The sequence below is a fragment of the Pseudomonas shirazensis genome (assembly GCF_014268785.2).
Lineage (GTDB): Bacteria > Pseudomonadota > Gammaproteobacteria > Pseudomonadales > Pseudomonadaceae > Aquipseudomonas > Aquipseudomonas shirazensis.
In genome coordinates this window covers 832971-848505 of sequence record NZ_JABWRD020000001.1, presented here as the reverse complement: position 1 = coordinate 848505, position 15535 = coordinate 832971, and the positions used below count along the sequence as shown (strand labels likewise).

Below are 15535 nucleotides of genomic sequence, written 5' to 3'. Positions count from 1 at the left end.
TCTACCTGGCAGGTCCCGCTGTTACTGATCTGGATGACAAAGGATTGGGATGAAAGAACACCCGCTCAGTGACTGGACCTATAGCTATTTCGCCAATCTCCTGATACCCCTGAAGCTTGTAAAACGCCAGATAACGCGCATTGCCGGTATCCAGCACCACACCATGGCTGCCTGGCTCCTCGGCGCACCAGTCATGAACAGCCTGTAACAATTGCTCAGCGTGCTGCTGACTCCTGAAGTCAGGGTGCACGCCCAGCAGTGGCAGCATATGTACCTGATCTGACGGCAAGCTCCCTACCAACGCTGCCTGATAATCCAGGTAGCGGCGGGTGCAGCGCAGGCCGGTGCCGATGATCATGCGCAAGCGCCACATCCAACTGTCAGCCACGCCAAGGCGCCGCAGTGGCGGCACGATCAGCGCCACCCCGGCCAGACGGTCTTCGACCATCAGGCCCACTGCCGGTAGCTGCAGGTAGAAGTGCTGGCGGACCCATGCCCGAATCATGGCGCGCAGGCGCCGTTCATAGCCAGGGCGCTGCGCCTCGAACAGATAGGCAACGGTCGGCTCTTGCCGATAGACTTCGTACAGTACTGCGCGCACCTCGCGGCGGTAGCCCTTGTCGAGCAAACAGGTGCGAGCGGTTGCGCGGATATCGTCGGGCATTGCAGTTAAACCTTCATGGAGTGAACGTACACCTTGGAGGCGAGGCAGCGCGGGTTGGTTCACCGCTGCGCGCAGGTCAACAGGCCTGAGGCAGCGCCACCATGCTGGCGATGAGCGCCGATGTTCGATAGCATCCGCAGTTTTACCAGGGTTGCCTCGCCATGAAGATCGTCTCGTTCAACATCAACGGCCTGCGCGCCCGTCCGCATCAGCTGGCGGCGCTGATCGAGAAGCATCAGCCAGACGTTATCGGCCTGCAGGAAACCAAAGTCAGTGACGAGCAGTTCCCCTTGGCTGACGTGCAAGCCTTGGGCTACCACGTCCATTACCACGGCCAGAAGGGCCACTATGGCGTCGCCTTGCTCTCGCGCCAGGCGCCGCTGGCACTGCACAAAGGTTTTGCCACTGACGAAGAGGACGCCCAACGGCGCTTCATCTGGGGCACCTTCGCCGACGCCAACGGCACCCCGATCACCATCATGAACGGCTACTTCCCGCAGGGAGAAAGCCGCGACCATCCCACCAAGTTCCCCGCCAAGCAGCGCTTCTACAGCGACCTGCAGGTGCTGCTCAAAGGCCAGTTCGATAATCAGCAGCCGCTGATCGTGATGGGCGACGTCAACATCTCGCCTGAAGATTGCGACATTGGCATCGGCGCTGACAACGCCAAGCGCTGGCTGAAGACTGGCAAATGCAGTTTCCTGCCAGAGGAGCGTGAGTGGATGCAGCGTCTTAAGGACTGGGGCCTGGTCGACAGCTTCCGCTACCTGAACCCGCAGGTCAGCGACCGTTTCAGCTGGTTCGACTACCGCAGCCGCGGCTTTGAAGACCAGCCCAAGCGCGGTCTGCGCATTGATCTGATCATGGCTTCGAGTGGCTTGCTGCCACGACTCAAGGACGCTGGTGTTGACTATGACCTGCGCGGCATGGAAAAACCTTCCGATCACGCGCCGATCTGGCTAGAGCTGGCCTGATAAATCAGCGCTGCGGACGCTGAACAGCGTCCGCAGATAGGCAAAGCTGACGAAATATCGCGTATCTGATAGTCATTCGCCATTATCTCGGTTCTCGGGACCCCCTTGGCAGGGGTAGAATGCGCAAAACCGGGAGCCGTAATGAATCAGGACCGCTTGACCCCCAACCAGGACGATGCCATCACCGACGCTGCGGCGCATTGGTGCATGCGCCTGCATGCCGATGACTGCACGGCGGCCGAGCGCGAGGCATTTGATCTGTGGCTGGCGGCCGACCTGCGGCACTTTGATGAATACCGCGCAATGCAGGAAATCTGGCAGACCGCTGACCTGTTGCCACGCCGCACGGCTGTCGTCGAGATCGGCGCCCGCCCTGTACGCAAGGCGCAGCCACGCCACTGGCGGCCATTCGCTTCGGCTGCAGCCATTGCCCTGCTGGCCCTGCCGCTGGCTGGCTGGGTCGGTTGGGAGCAAGGCTGGCTACCCAATCGCTACCAGCATTTCGAAGCTACCGATCAGGTGCGCCAGGTGCAACTGAGCGATGGCAGCCAGATCGAGCTCAACCTGCACAGCGAACTGCGCTTCTTCAACTACAAAGATCAACGCCAGGTCACGCTTACCCGCGGCGAGGCGTTTTTCAAGGTTACCCACGACACCGCCCACCCGTTCATCGTGCGCGCCGGCAACGGCCAGACGCGAGTAACCGGGACCCAGTTCAACGTCTGGAAGTACAACGACGAGGTCAAGGTGACGCTGGTTGAAGGCTCGGTACTGGTCAGCAGCCACGGTGACGATGGCGGCTATCGACTGGGCCCGGGCATGCAAGCCAGTTATCACGCCGGCGATTTCGAGCCGACCCTGGCGCAGACTGATGACGCCGACAACAGCCTGGCCTGGCGCAGTGGCAAGCTGGTGCTGGACAACCTCAGCCTGGCCCAGGCCCTGCCGGTGATCAACCGCTACCTGGAGCGCCCGCTGCTGTTGGCCGATGACAGCACCGGCGCAATCCGCGTCAGCGGCGTGTACAACACCCGCGAAGTCAAGCGCATGGTCGATAACCTGCCCAAGGTGCTGCCGGTCTACCTGACTCGCAGCAAGGACGGCAGCACCGTCCTCAACCGCATCACACCGTTGACCAACAAGGGCTGACGCAGGGCGTCAGAGCACCATCGCCGCAAGCCAGCCAAAGGCCAGCAGTGGCAGGTTGTAATGGAGGAAGGTCGGCACCACGGTGTCCCAGATGTGGTGATGCTGGCCGTCCACATTCAAGCCCGAAGTAGGCCCCAGGGTCGAATCCGATGCTGGCGACCCGGCGTCACCCAACGCACCCGCTGTGCCGACGATGCACACTGTAGCCACTGGATCGAAGCCCAGTTGCACACACAGCGGCACGAAGATCGCGGCAAGAATGGGAACGGTAGAGAACGACGAGCCGATGCCCATAGTCACCAGCAAGCCCACCAGCAACATCAGCAAGGCACCAACGCCCTTACTGTGGCTGATCCACTGCGCAGAGGCCTGGACCAGGCTGTTGACCTCGCCGGTTGCCTTCATCACGTCGGCAAAGCCCGAGGCGGCAATCATGATGAAGCCGATCATTGCCATCATCTTCATGCCTTCGGTAAACAGATCATCAGTGTCTTTCCAGCGCACGATGCCCGACAGCGAAAAGATCAGAAAACCGACCATGGCGCCGATGATCATCGAATCCAGCCACAGCTGAATGATGAACGCTGACGCGATCGCCAGGCCAGCGACCATCAGCGTCAAGGGGTTGTAGCTGACACTGACCTGCTCGACCTGTTCGATTTTCGCCAGGTCATAGTCACGTTTCTTGCGGTAGCTGACGAACACTGCCAGGAGCAGCCCGGCGAGCATGCCGGCCGCAGGAATGGCCATCGCCTGGGTAACGTTGACCGCGCTGACGTCGACCCCGGCGCGGCTGACATTGGCCAGCAGGATTTGATTGAGGAAGATGTTGCCAAAGCCAACCGGCAGGAACATGTACGGCGTGATCAGGCCAAAGGTGATCACGCAGGCAATCAGCCGCCGATCGATGCGCAGTCGGGTCAGCACATACAACAGCGGGGGCACCAACAGGGGGATGAAGGCAATGTGAATGGGCAGAATGTTCTGCGACGACACGGCCACCACCAGCATCAGGCCGATCAGCAACCATTTGACCTTGCCACCCTCGCTATGGCCCTGGCGCTCGATCATGTTCAAGGCCCGATCTGCCAGCGCGTGAGCCAGGCCCGATTTGGCAATGGCTACGGCAAACGCGCCAAGCAGCGCGTAGGACAACGCGACCGTAGCGCCGCCGCCCAGCCCACCATTGAAGGCCTTCAACGTGCCCTCGATACCCAGGCCGCCGACCAGGCCGCCGGTCAGCGCACCGATGATCAATGCGATCACCACATGCACGCGGGACAGGCTCAATATCAGCATGATGCCGACCGCGGCAATGACTGCATTCATGGTGTGGACTACCTCGTTACGACAGACGGAAGGCATTGGCACCGGCGTCAGGCTGCACACAGGCAGCGGCCGGTCCAGAGGGGTGCAATGCGAAGGGCGCACACTCTGAAGGGCGAGTCGACAGATGTCAAATCGGCCAAGGCCGAATTCAATTGAACGTTTGAATAAAGAAAATCCTGTGGTCGCCGACACAGAGTGCAGACCTATTACAAGGGACTTTCCCAAAATGCCTCTGCGACAACTGTCCATCCAGTGGAAGATCACCCTGCTCGCCGGCTTGTGCCTGGCCGCCATCGTCACGCTACTGGTCGGTCTGTCCTTGTACCGCATGGACCACAGCTCCGACCTGGTAAAGGCCAGCAGCATGACGATGCTCTCCGATTCAGCTCAAGCGCGCATCGAATCGCAGGGTGAAGTGCAGGCGCTGAACATTCGTCGCCAGTTCATGGATGCCTACCAGTACGGCGCAGGTTTTGCCCGGCAGGTGCTGTTCTTGCGCGAGCAAGCGGAAAAACGCTATCTGGATGCCTTCGACCTGCGCGAAGACATGACCGCACAGGTGCGCAGCGCCCTGCTGGCCAACCCTGAGCTGCTCGGCCTGTCGCTGGTGTTCGAGCCTGATGCGCTGGATGGCAAGGACAGCCTGTTCACCAATCAGCACGAGTTGGGCAGCAACGAAACTGGCCGTTTCGCCTTGTATTGGTCGCAACCGCAGGCCGGCAAACTGACCTCGATGGCCTTGCCTGAACTGGACATGGCCAACATCGAAACCGGCCCCAGCGGGCAGCCGGCCAACACCTGGTGGGTATGCCCGCGCAGCACCGGCAAGGTCTGCGTGGTCGAGCCGTATTTCTACGCCATCGACGGCCAACAGGTGTTGATGACGAGCATCGTCTTCCCGCTGTCGGTCAAGGGCAAGGTGATTGCCACGCTGTCGGTCGACATCAACCTGAGCAGCTTGCAGGCCATGAGCGAAGAAGCCAGCCGCGGCCTTTATCAAGGCCAGACCACGGTCGGCATCCTCAGCCCGGTCGGCCTGCTCGCAGGCTACAGCGCCGACTCAAGCAAGCTGGCCCAGCGCTTCGACCAGCTCGATACCGCGCAAGGCGCCGAGTTGGTGCGCAAGCTGGCGGACGGCAAATTGCAGATTGTTCACGCCGAGCAGCGTTTGAAAGTGCTGGCAGCGTTTCAGCCGATTCCCGGCAGCAAGCCGTGGGGCGTATTGCTCGACGTGCCGCAAAGCGCCCTGACCGGCCCTGCCGAAGCGCTGAAGAACGAGCTCGACGCACTCAATACCAGCGGCACCTTGCTTGAGCTGGGGCTGGGCCTGGGCGCTGCGTTGGCCGGCTTGCTCTTGGTCTGGCTGATGGCGCGAGGCGTCACCCGGCCGATTCTGGGCGTGGCGGCGATGCTCAAGGATATCGCCAGCGGTGAAGGTGACCTGACCCGCCGCCTGCAGTACGACAAGCGCGACGAACTCGGTGAGCTGGCGGGCTGGTTCAACCGCTTCCTCGACAAGCTGCAGCCAACCATCGCCGACGTCAAACGTTCGGTGCAGGCCGCCCGGGGCACAGCTGACCAGTCTGCTGCGATCGCCAGCCAGACCAGCGCCGGTATGGAGCAGCAGTACCGCCAGGTCGACCAGGCCGCCACGGCCTCGCATGAGATGAGTGCTACCGCGCAGGACGTCGCGCGCAGCGCAGCGCAAGCTGCTCAGGCCGCCCGCGAAGCTGACCTGGCCACCCGGGAAGGCCTGGCCGTGATCGGCCAGACTACCGACAGCATCGACAGCCTGGCGGCCAACATGAGCAGTGCCATGGCCCAGGTCGAAGGGCTGGCCGGCAACAGCGAAAAAATCGGCTCGGTGCTCGAGGTGATTCGTTCGATCGCCGAACAGACCAACTTGCTCGCCCTAAACGCGGCGATCGAAGCAGCCCGCGCCGGCGAAGCCGGGCGCGGCTTCGCCGTCGTCGCTGATGAAGTGCGCAATCTGGCCCGGCGCACACAGGAATCGGTCGAAGAAACTCGCCAGGTGATCGAGGCGCTGCAAGCTGGCACGCGTGAAGTAGTCGACGCCATGGACAGTAGCCACCGCCAGGCCCAGGGCGGCGTCGAGCAAGTCGGTCAGGCGGTCACTGCGCTGCAACGGATCGGCCAGGCAGTCACGGTGATCACCGACATGAACCTGCAGATTGCATCCGCTGCCGAAGAGCAGAGCGCAGTGGCGGAAGAGATAAACAGTAACGTCGCGACCATTCGCGATGTAACCGAGTCACTGTCAAGCCAGGCCAACGAGTCGGCGCGGGTCAGCCAGTCGCTAAATCAACTGGCCAACCAGCAGCAAGCATTGATGGACCAGTTCAGAGTCTGACTGCTGCGTCTGGCCCATCACGCAGCCCGGACCGTAGCTGATCCGAACCGCTACAGCTCGTCGTGGGCGCTGAAGCTGCCGCCGCCGAGCAGGCGGTCGAGCAACGCCAACGCGGCTTCCACGTTCGGCCTTCTGCCCATCGGCAGGACGTCGGTCAGAGGCAAGGTCGCGTCTTGATAACCTGTCGCCATCACCAGCAAATGCATCTGGTCGGCATTCAGATAGACATGATGCTGGCGCATGGCGTAGGACTGAATCAGGCTCAGGGCACCCGTTACCAAAGGGGTTGCGCTGGAGGTGCCACCGTAGCTGTTGGTGTAGTCTCGGTCGTCACCCTTTTTGTCCTGTAGCTTGCCGTAGCCCAGCGTGGCGACACTATCACCCCACGCGTTGAGCATTCGATAGCGGTAACCGTAATTGGAGTACTGATGAGGCTTGCCGTCCCACGACTGGCAGGCCCCTACCAAAATGGTCGAGGCATCGCCATGGTCGTCGAAGTAAGGCCATTGGCCAAGATCGACACCGTGCCCCAGCGCCGTACCCTTGTCCGCCAGCGACTGATTGCTGCCATTGGCGGCGGCATTGACCACGACCGCGCCGCGCGCGGTCAGCGCCTCGCACACATCCCACCAGTCGCGCTCGTGCAGCGACGGCAAAAAGGTGCTGAGTACATGGATGCTGGCGCTTTGCCTGTTGATGGCGACGATGTCGCCTGCGCGTACCTGGCGCAGCAGGTCTGCGGGCGTGCGGGGGTATTTGCGGTGGTCGATGGCCCGATTGTCGTACAGGTATAGCTCACAATCATGGCAGATCCCGTTCATGCCGAACGAATTGGCCTGGGCAAACAGCAGGCCCACCGATGCGGTACCGTGGGCCGGGTCTGCGTTGGGTTGGTCGCTGATCACGCGTAGCCGATCAGTCCCGCGCAGGTCCTCATGTCTGGCGAACAAGCCCCCATCGGAAAAGTGCACGCGGGTGCCCTTGCCGGTCACCTGTTTGCTCCAGACGCTGCGGATGTTCATCCCCTTGTGCGAGGCGGTCGGTGCATCCAGGTAAGTCTGCAGCGCATCGAAGTCCGGCGTCGGTTGCGAATCGTCGTGAGCGTCATCACCCGCTCTCACCGCCGCACCCGTGATCAGTGTCGCCACTAGCGCAGCGAGCGCCGCGGCAATGAGGTTGCCGGGTTCCTGCTCGGCGGGCGGGAAGGATAGCGACTCGACGTAGTCCAGCGCCGCCAGGGTTCGTAGCAGCGCGATGAAGGTATCGTTGAACATGCTTGCTGGCTGTGCGAGCAGGTAGTAATCGCGCAGCACTGCAAGCGCGTCGTCGTCATGCTCTTCAGCGCTCAGCACCGGCTGCAGCTGGATGACCTGCTTGAGGTTCGGCCACAGACGGACCAGCCTCGAGCGGCTGTCCGGCTCAAGATCGGCAACGAAGGAGGCAAAACCGTCCTTGCCGAACTTGACCAGCAGCGCCGGCAGAGCCTTGTCGGCAGTGCCGTCGGGCAGTCCGCTGAACCCGGCCAGCAGTGGGTCGTAAACAGGCCTGGGCCCAGTTTCAGGCGGCGCTGCAGAACGTTTGACGCGTAACGAGGCTCCCGTCAGCGGGACCCGATCCAGGATACGCCGGTCGGCTTCTTCGGGCTGGATCTCGATGACCATCGTTGGCCAAGTGATGGTGGCATCAGCATCGGAGGGCAGGTCAAGCTGGATGATCTGCTCGTCGGTCAGGGTGATGCTTGCGGTTATCTCGAAGCGGCCGTGCCTCAGATCGGTGCCGAGAATGGCCGGACAGCCATGGTCAACCAGCAGCCCGCTGTCAACCTGGGAGCTTGAGCTGAAGGAGTCCAGTCGCTTGGGCCCTCGCGCGTTGATGACGCGCAGCACGTAGCGAATACGCTTGATCTTGTGCAGGTCTGGACCAATACAGCGCAAGTGAAACTTGCCATCGAAATTGAAGTTTCGGTAGTAGAGGATTTCGACATCGATGCTCATCAGGCGGCTTCCCTTCAAGTGCAGCCGCCTCCTTTGCGGGCGGCCGAACAACAATGATTGCGCCGTATCCCGCCGCCTCCCAGCACGAAGCGGTTCCTCTGCAGCCCGCAGTCCAGGTTGCGGCAGCCCAACGCAGCGGCAGCTAGACTGACCTCCAGCACCCACCTGCGAGGCTCGTCATGCGCGCGTCAGCGATCATTTTTGCTTTGTTCATGGCCCTGCTCGCAGGTCCCACCCTTGCCGCCGATGCACCCACAGCCGCGGTCGCCGAAGACAAGGCCGAAGCGCTCGAGAAAAAGGTCGTCAACGACGCACCACCGCCGAAAAAAAACGAGGTACTGACTTCAGGCGAGGTCATGGCGGTCGATCCCAATGGCCAGGCACCGATGGACGACAGCATCACCTGCCTGGCCCGCACCATCTACTGGGAGGCCAAACAGGCCGATGCCAAGGACATGAGCGCAGTCGCCAGCGTGGTGCTCAATCGCCTCGGCCAGGACGGTTTCCCTGACACCATCTGCGGCGTGGTCAAGCAGGGGGTCGAAAGCAAGAGTTGCCAGTTTTCCTGGTGGTGCGACGGGCGCCCTGACCAGGTCGAGGAAAAGGACCGCTACGACATTGCCAAGGAAATCGCCCGCAAGGCGCTCAACCAGCAGCTCAAGGACACTACCAATGGCGCCTTGTATTTCCACGACCGCTCGGCGCGGCCAGCCTGGGCCAAGGCTTACCGCAAGACTGCCGAGACCAGGCTGTTCCTTTTTTACAAGCCCAACCCAGCACTGGCGCGCTGAGCCCTATACCGCGAGGCGGCGCACCCACAGTGGCTGCGCAGGTGGCAACGTCGGCACCGCATCCAGCAGCGCCCGGGTATAGGCATGGCGCGGCTGGCCCAACACCTGAGCGGCGCTACCCTGCTCTACCACCCTGCCCGCTTGCATCACCAGCACATGATCGCTGACCTGCTCGACCACACCCAGATCATGGGAAATGAACAGGCAGGCCAGGTTCAGCTCGGCCTTGAGTTCAGCCAGCAAGGCGAGGATGCGTGCCTGTACCGACACGTCCAGCGCCGACACCGGTTCGTCGCAGATCAACAGGCGCGGTTTCATCGCCAGTGCACGGGCAATGGCAATGCGCTGACGCTGGCCCCCGGACAGCTCCAGCGGGCGCCGTTCAAGCACGCTGGCAGGCAACTGCACACGCTCCAACAACGCCACCGCCTCGGCCCGCTGCAAGGAGCGCGGCACCCCGGCCAGCGCCAGCGCTTCGCTGAGTACGCGCAGTACGCTGTAGCGAGGGTCGAACGAAGCCAGCGGGTCCTGAAACACTACCTGGATGCCCTGCCGCGCCCGCCGCTTCTGCTCGGCGCCGAGCGCCAACCAGTCGCTACCGGCGAACTCGACCCGGCCCTGGTCGGGTTGCTCCAGGCCGAGCAAGATGCGCCCCAGGGTGCTTTTGCCAGAACCGGACTCGCCGACCACACCCAGGGTTTGCCCGGCGCGCAACTGCAACGACACCTCGTTCAACACCTGGCGGACGCTGCCGTCGGGGCCGGCAAAGGATTTGCCCAGCCCGCTTGCAGCAAGCAATACCGGCTGTTCAATGCCGCTCGCACTGGGCTCAACCAACGCCAGCGCAGGCTGGGTTGGGCGCTGCAAATGGACGGCACGCGCGGCGCTGAGCAGGCGCTGGGTGTAAGGGTCTTGCGGGTCCTGCAGAATCTGTTCGGCACTGCCCTGCTCCACTACATGTCCGCCGCGCATCACCACCACCCAGTCGGCCAACCGTGCCACCACCGCCAGATCATGGCTGACTATCAACAAGCTGTTCTGCTCATCGCGCAGTTGTTCAAGCAGGCGCAGAATCTGTGCCTGCACGGTCGCGTCAAGCGCCGTGGTCGGCTCATCAGCGATCAGCAGGCGCGGCCGGCAGGCCATCGCCGAGGCGATCAACGCGCGCTGACGCAGGCCACCCGACAACTGCCACGAATACTGCTGAGCGCGCACCTGCGGCTCAGGCACGCCGACCTCGGCGAGCAACTGCAGCACCCGCAGACGACGTGCCTCCGCGCCCAGGTCAGAGTGCAGCAGCAGTGCCTCTTCGATTTCGCCACCCACCCGCCGCAACGGGTCGAGCGAACCCAGTGCGTCCTGCATGATGAAACCGATCTGCGCGCCGCGCAGGCGTTGATAGTCGGCCTGGTCGAATACACGCAGGTCGCGCCCGGCAAACTCCAGCCGTTGCGCCTGCACCTGCGCACCGTGGCCCGCCAGGCCGACCAGGCTGCGGGCAGTGACGCTCTTGCCCGAGCCCGACTCGCCAACCAACGCCACGCACTGCCCGGCGCGCACCTGCAGATCGACTCCGTGTACCACCGCTACACCGTTGAAGCTCACTCGCAGGTCGCGGATGTCGACCAGTGCCGACGCCGTATTCAAACCACTCATAGGCCTTTGCCCTCACTGCGCCCTAGCCAGTCTCGGCCGATGGCGCTGATGGAAATCACAGTCAAGGTAATTGCCAGCGCCGGCCAGGCCATCAGCCAGGGCGCGTTGGCCATGAAATTGCGTGCCACTGCCATACTTGCGCCCCACTCGGGTGCCGGTGGCGGAGCGCCAAAACCGAGAAAACTCAGCGCGGCAGCGGCGGTGATAGCCCCGCCAAGGCCGATGCAGGCGAGGATCAGGACCGGTTGCACCGCATTGGGCAAGACATGGGCAAACACCACAGCCAGCGGCCGCCGACCCAGGGTCAGTGCCGCCTCGACGAAACTGGCATGGCGGATGCTCAAGGTCTGCGCGCGCACCAGCCGGGCATAGCGCGGCACTGCGGCGATGCCGACGGCAATGATCAAGTTGGTCGTGCCCTGGCCAAACAGCGTGATCACCACCAGCGCCAGCAGCAGGTCGGGAAATGCCAGCAGCACATCCACCGCGCGCATAAGCAGGTTATCCAGCCAGCGCGGTGCGAGGCCGGCAAGCAATCCGAGCAACGTGCCCAGGCCCAGCCCGAGCAAGGTCGCCGTCAAACCGATCAGCAAAGAGGCGCGCGTACCGTGAATGAGCCGGCTGAGCACATCCCGCCCATTCTCATCAGTGCCCAGCCAAAACTGGCTGCTGGGCGGTTGATAGGCCAGGCGCGCATCAGCCAGCAAAGGATCGGCCGGCGCCAGCCAGCCCGGCAGTGCCACCGCCAGCAACAGCAAGCCGATGGTCGCCCAGGCCAGGCACAACCCTGGCCGCGCAGGGCGCCAGCGCGACAGTCGCGCACTGGTTGCCAGCGTCTGCACCTGGGCAGCGGGAATGATCGCGTTCATGCAACCTCCTGGCTCAAGGCGCCGGATTCGGCGTACGCCGATGCACAGCCTGAATCTCGGCCAGCAGTTCGTCATCGAGTTGCAGCTCCAGCGCACCGAGGTTGTCGTGCAACTGTGCCAGGCTGGTCTGGCCAGTAATGGCACTGGCTACGAACGGCTGACGGATGACGAAGGCCAGCGCCAGCTGCGCTGGGCTCAAACCTCGCTTGGCGGCGATCTGCACATAGCTGGCGATGGCGCTGTTGGCTTCACTGCTGTCGTAGCGGTTGAAGGTGCGGTACACCGACGAGAGGCGCGCGCCTTCGGGGTGTGCGCCATCGAGGTATTTGCCGGTCAGCGTGCCGAACGCCAGCGGTGAATACGCCAGCAAGCTCACGCCGTCACGGTGGCTGAACTCCGACAAGCCGTTCTCATACAGGCGGTTGAGCAAGCTATACGGGTTCTGGATGCTGGCAATGCGCGGCAAATCACGTTGTTCGCTGTGCCGCAGGAACTGCGCCACGCCCCACGGTGTTTCGTTGGAAACGCCGATATGGCGGACCTTGCCGGCTTTGACCTGTTCGTCGAGCACCGCCAAGGTTTCAGCGATTGCGGCGCTGTCTGGGTGGTCATCCACGTAGGGGTATTCACGCGCGCCGAAGAAGTTGGTGGTGCGGTCCGGCCAGTGCAGCTGATACAGGTCCAGATAATCGGTGCGCAGGCGTTTGAGGCTGCCATCCAGCGCGGCAACGATATTGCGCCGATCATGGTGCGAGAGGCCGTCACGAATGTGCGTCTGCCCGGCAGGATCACGCGACGGCCCGGCAATCTTGCTTGCTAGCACCAGTTTGTCGCGGTTACCGCGTGCAGCAAGCCAACTGCCGATGAAGCGCTCCGTGGTGGTCCAGGTTTCGGCCCGGGTCGGCGTTGGGTACATCTCGGCGGTATCGATCAGATTGATCCCGGCGGCGACGGCGGCGTCCAGTTGCTGGTGGGCATCCTGCTCGGTGTTCTGGTGGCCCCAGGTCATCGAGCCAAGGCTGAGCAGGCTGACGTTGAGGTCGGTGTGGCCCAGGCGGCGGTACTGCATGGTGTGATCCTTTTCAATAAATGACGGAAGGCGAAGGGCTCAGGCCAGCCGATAGCTCTGCGCTGCTGGCCTGGGTGTACTGATTGACGGCCTTGGGCAAGCCGAGGTGATCGCGCAAGGTGCGGCCCTGGTATTCGCGGCGGAACAAACCACGCTTCTGCAGCAGCGGAACTACCTCTTCGACGAACACCTGCGCGCCCGACGGAAACATGTCCGGCATGATGTTGAAGCCATCGCCGGCGCCAGCGAGGAACCATTCGGCCAGAGTGTCGGCAACCTGCTCGGGCGTGCCCACCGCCAAACGGTGGCCGACCAGAATCCGCCGCGACAGCTCGCGGATGGTCAGGTTCTCGCGCCGGGCCAAGTTCAGTTGCGCCTCGAGAAACCCATGCGAGCCGCGCTCGAAGTCCGCTACAGCGCCGATTTGCGTCCAGGGCAGCGGCGCGTCCGGGTCCAGTTCGCGGGCATCAATGCCGATCCGCCCGGCCACCTGCTGCAACAAGCCGTGCTCACCGTGCCAGGCATTGAGCTGGTCGAAGCGCGCGTGGGCCTCGGCTTCGGTGCTGCCGATTACCGTCGACAGCCCAGGCATGATCTTCAAGTGCCGCGGGTCGCGGCCCCAGGCTTTGGCCCGCTGTTTCATCTCGCGATAAAAGGCCAGGCCGTCGGGCAAGGTGGTCTGGGTGGTGAAGATCGCATCGGCATAACGTGAGCCAAGCGCTTTGCCGCCTTTGGACGAACCGGCCTGGACCAGCACTGGCCGGCCTTGCGGCGAGCGTGGCAGGTTGAGCGGGCCCTTGATCTGAAAGTGCTCGCCCTTGAAGTCCACCGTGTGCACTTTGCTCGGGTCGGCAAAGCGGCCTGTGGCGCGGTCGCCAATGATCGCGTCGTCCTCCCAGCTGTCCCACAGTTTGAGGGTTACCTCGACGAATTCCTCGGCACGGCCATAGCGGTCGACATGCAGCGGCGCACCGCTGAGGCCGAAGTTTTGCGCGGCGGCATCGCCGGCGTTGGTGACCACGTTCCAGGCGGCACGGCCGCCGCTGATGTGATCCAGCGAGGCGATCCGCCGGGCCAGGTTGAACGGCTCGTTGTAGGTACTGGAACAGGTGGCGATGACGCCAATATGTTCGGTGGCCGCTGCCACGGCGGTAAGCAGCAGGGTCGGCTCCAGGCGCCCGCCCGGCTGGCTGGCGACATCCGGTGGCAATGCCGGGCCATCGGCGAGAAAGATCGCGTCAAGGCAGCCACGTTCGGAGATGCGCGCGATGTTGCGGTAATAGTCGACGTCGATGTAGGCATTCAGCCCAGCCTCGCCCTGACGCCAGGCGCCGGAGTGTGAGCCAAAGCCGAGAATGTTCATGCCCAGGCTCATCTGTTTTGCTTGCGTCATGGGGTTGCTCCTGTTCAGACAGCGCTGGCTTCATCGAAGGCAGGCTGCACGTCACTGGCTGCCGACTGTTTGGCCCGCCAGGCGGCAGCCGGGCTGATGCCGTTGAGGTAGTAGTTGCCCAGCGCCTGCTCGCGATAGATCGCCGGATTGTGTGATGCCAGGGTGCGCGCGTTGCGCCAGTGGCGGTCGAGCCGGCGCTGGTTGCTGGTGGCCGAAGCGCCGCCGACTTCGAACAGCAAGCTGGTCGCCTCAAGTACTTGCGGCAAAACGATTTGTTGCGCCTGGAAGGCGTGCACTTCGGCATCGGTGTAGAGCTGCTCCGGCACTGCGCCGAGCTGGCCGGCTGCAAATGCAGCCTGCAGGCTCTGGCCAACCGCGCCAACCTGCGTCTCGGCACTGAAGGCCAGGCTCGACAGGCGCCCGACCACTTGCTGCACCAGTGGGTCGTCAGCCGGTCGCGACTGGCCGGGCAAGCCGAACGCGCGGGTGCGGCCCTGTACAAAGCCCACGGCATCCGCCAGGACAGCCCGGGCGATGCCTGCCAGGGTGGCCAGGTGAACGGCCTGGTAGAACGCCGTCAGGTACGATTCGGCGCGCAGTTCGCGCTTGGCAAAACGACGCAGAATGTGCCGATCGGGGACGGCAACGTGGTTGAAGCGAGTGGTGCCGCTGCCGGTCAGGCGCTGGCCGAAGCCGTCCCAGTCATCGACCACTTCAACCCCGGCCGCGCGGGTCGGCACCGCCAGGCTGACGAAGTCGTCGCCATGGTTGGCCACGGCTGCAACCCAGTCCGCGTAGAGCGTGCCGGTGCAGTAATACTTTTCGCCATCGAGGCGATAGCCGCCCTCCCCGCTGTCGCTCAGTTGCACCGTGTTGCTGGTGCTTTCAGTGCGCTCGGCCATGGCCGCACCCCACAGCTCACCGGCCGCAACGCGGGCAAACCAGTACTGCTGCGAATCAGCATCGGCTGCCGACAGGCGACCTTCGACGAAGCCAAAGTGCGCTCGAAAGATCTGCGGCAGATTCGAATCAGCCTGTCCCAGGCGCACCAGCTGGCGCAGCAACTGCGGCAGCGAGGCGCCCAGCCCGCTGTGGACTTGCGGGACCCTGAGCGCGCCAAACCCCGCTGCGCGCAACCAGGCCACTGGCTCATGGGCCAGAGCTCGTTGCTGCTCGCGTTCAACAGCGCCGGCGGCGATGCGGGTGTAGATCGGGCCGAACCGCGCGTCCAGTTCGGCATCGGTGATTGCAGTGTTCGATGGATGACTCATGACGG

General features: G+C 63.3%; 12 protein-coding genes and 1 pseudogene. 5 read left to right on the top strand and 8 right to left on the bottom strand.

All coding sequences use genetic code 11. The annotated features are described in order from the left end of the window. Position 1: 1 nt before the first annotated feature. The gene (locus tag HU736_RS03590; protein WP_103437172.1) at positions 2-664 is read right to left on the bottom strand and encodes a GNAT family N-acetyltransferase; all 663 of its coding nucleotides are present in this window, start codon (positions 662-664) and stop codon (positions 2-4) included. Positions 665-825: 161 nt separating this feature from the next. Here HU736_RS03590 and xthA point away from each other — a divergent pair, with 161 nt between their 5' ends. Both xthA and HU736_RS03580 read left to right on the top strand, forming a co-directional pair. After that, the gene (gene xthA, locus HU736_RS03585) at positions 826-1638 is read left to right on the top strand and encodes an exodeoxyribonuclease III (RefSeq protein ID WP_186698342.1); all 813 of its coding nucleotides are present in this window, start codon (positions 826-828) and stop codon (positions 1636-1638) included. Positions 1639-1779: 141 nt separating this feature from the next. Further along, complete coding sequence (locus tag HU736_RS03580; protein ID WP_186698344.1) at positions 1780-2787, top strand: FecR family protein; 1008 nt, start codon at positions 1780-1782, stop codon at positions 2785-2787. A gap of 9 nt (positions 2788-2796) precedes the next feature. On the opposite strand, the gene HU736_RS03575 is transcribed toward HU736_RS03580, so the two are convergent. After that, the gene (locus HU736_RS03575; RefSeq protein ID WP_186698346.1) at positions 2797-4116 is read right to left on the bottom strand and encodes a Na+/H+ antiporter family protein; all 1320 of its coding nucleotides are present in this window, start codon (positions 4114-4116) and stop codon (positions 2797-2799) included. A gap of 124 nt (positions 4117-4240) precedes the next feature. On the opposite strand from HU736_RS03575, the pseudogene HU736_RS22110 reads away from it, so the two are divergent. After that, positions 4241-5629 (top strand): annotated as a pseudogene (locus HU736_RS22110) (methyl-accepting chemotaxis protein); the annotation flags it as partial. A 102-nt stretch (positions 5630-5731) separates the two neighbouring features. Continuing rightward, entirely contained in the window at positions 5732-6487 is a 756-nt protein-coding gene (locus tag HU736_RS22105) for a methyl-accepting chemotaxis protein (protein WP_371411609.1), read from the top strand. 50 nt (positions 6488-6537) lie between these two features. On the opposite strand, the gene HU736_RS03565 is transcribed toward HU736_RS22105, so the two are convergent. Then, positions 6538-8481, bottom strand: coding sequence for a S8 family serine peptidase (locus tag HU736_RS03565; protein ID WP_186698349.1), 1944 nt, complete (start codon positions 8479-8481; stop codon positions 6538-6540). A 179-nt stretch (positions 8482-8660) separates the two neighbouring features. On the opposite strand from HU736_RS03565, the gene HU736_RS03560 reads away from it, so the two are divergent. Next, positions 8661-9272, top strand: coding sequence for a cell wall hydrolase (locus tag HU736_RS03560; RefSeq protein WP_186698351.1), 612 nt, complete (start codon positions 8661-8663; stop codon positions 9270-9272). Between the two features lie 3 nt (positions 9273-9275). Here HU736_RS03560 and HU736_RS03555 read toward each other — a convergent pair whose 3' ends face one another. Genes HU736_RS03555 through HU736_RS03535 form a run of 5 tightly spaced genes read right to left on the bottom strand, consistent with a single transcriptional unit; the run spans position 9276 to position 15530 of the window. Then, positions 9276-10928 (bottom strand): dipeptide ABC transporter ATP-binding protein, encoded by a 1653-nt coding sequence (locus HU736_RS03555; RefSeq protein WP_103437165.1) that lies wholly within the window; start codon positions 10926-10928, stop codon positions 9276-9278. Next, positions 10925-11797 carry an ABC transporter permease gene (locus HU736_RS03550; protein ID WP_186698353.1) on the bottom strand — a complete coding sequence of 291 codons (873 nt, stop codon included), beginning with the start codon at positions 11795-11797 and terminating at the stop codon, positions 10925-10927. The genes HU736_RS03555 and HU736_RS03550 overlap by 4 nt, the downstream gene beginning before the upstream one ends. A gap of 13 nt (positions 11798-11810) precedes the next feature. Next, positions 11811-12866, bottom strand: a complete 1056-nt coding sequence (locus tag HU736_RS03545; protein WP_186698355.1) for an NADP(H)-dependent aldo-keto reductase — start codon at positions 12864-12866, stop codon at positions 11811-11813. A 13-nt stretch (positions 12867-12879) separates the two neighbouring features. Beyond that, positions 12880-14259: an LLM class flavin-dependent oxidoreductase gene (locus HU736_RS03540; protein WP_186698357.1), complete on the bottom strand. Its 1380-nt coding sequence runs from the start codon at positions 14257-14259 to the stop codon at positions 12880-12882. A gap of 14 nt (positions 14260-14273) precedes the next feature. Then, complete coding sequence (locus HU736_RS03535; protein ID WP_186698359.1) at positions 14274-15530, bottom strand: acyl-CoA dehydrogenase family protein; 1257 nt, start codon at positions 15528-15530, stop codon at positions 14274-14276. Positions 15531-15535 lie beyond the last annotated feature (5 nt).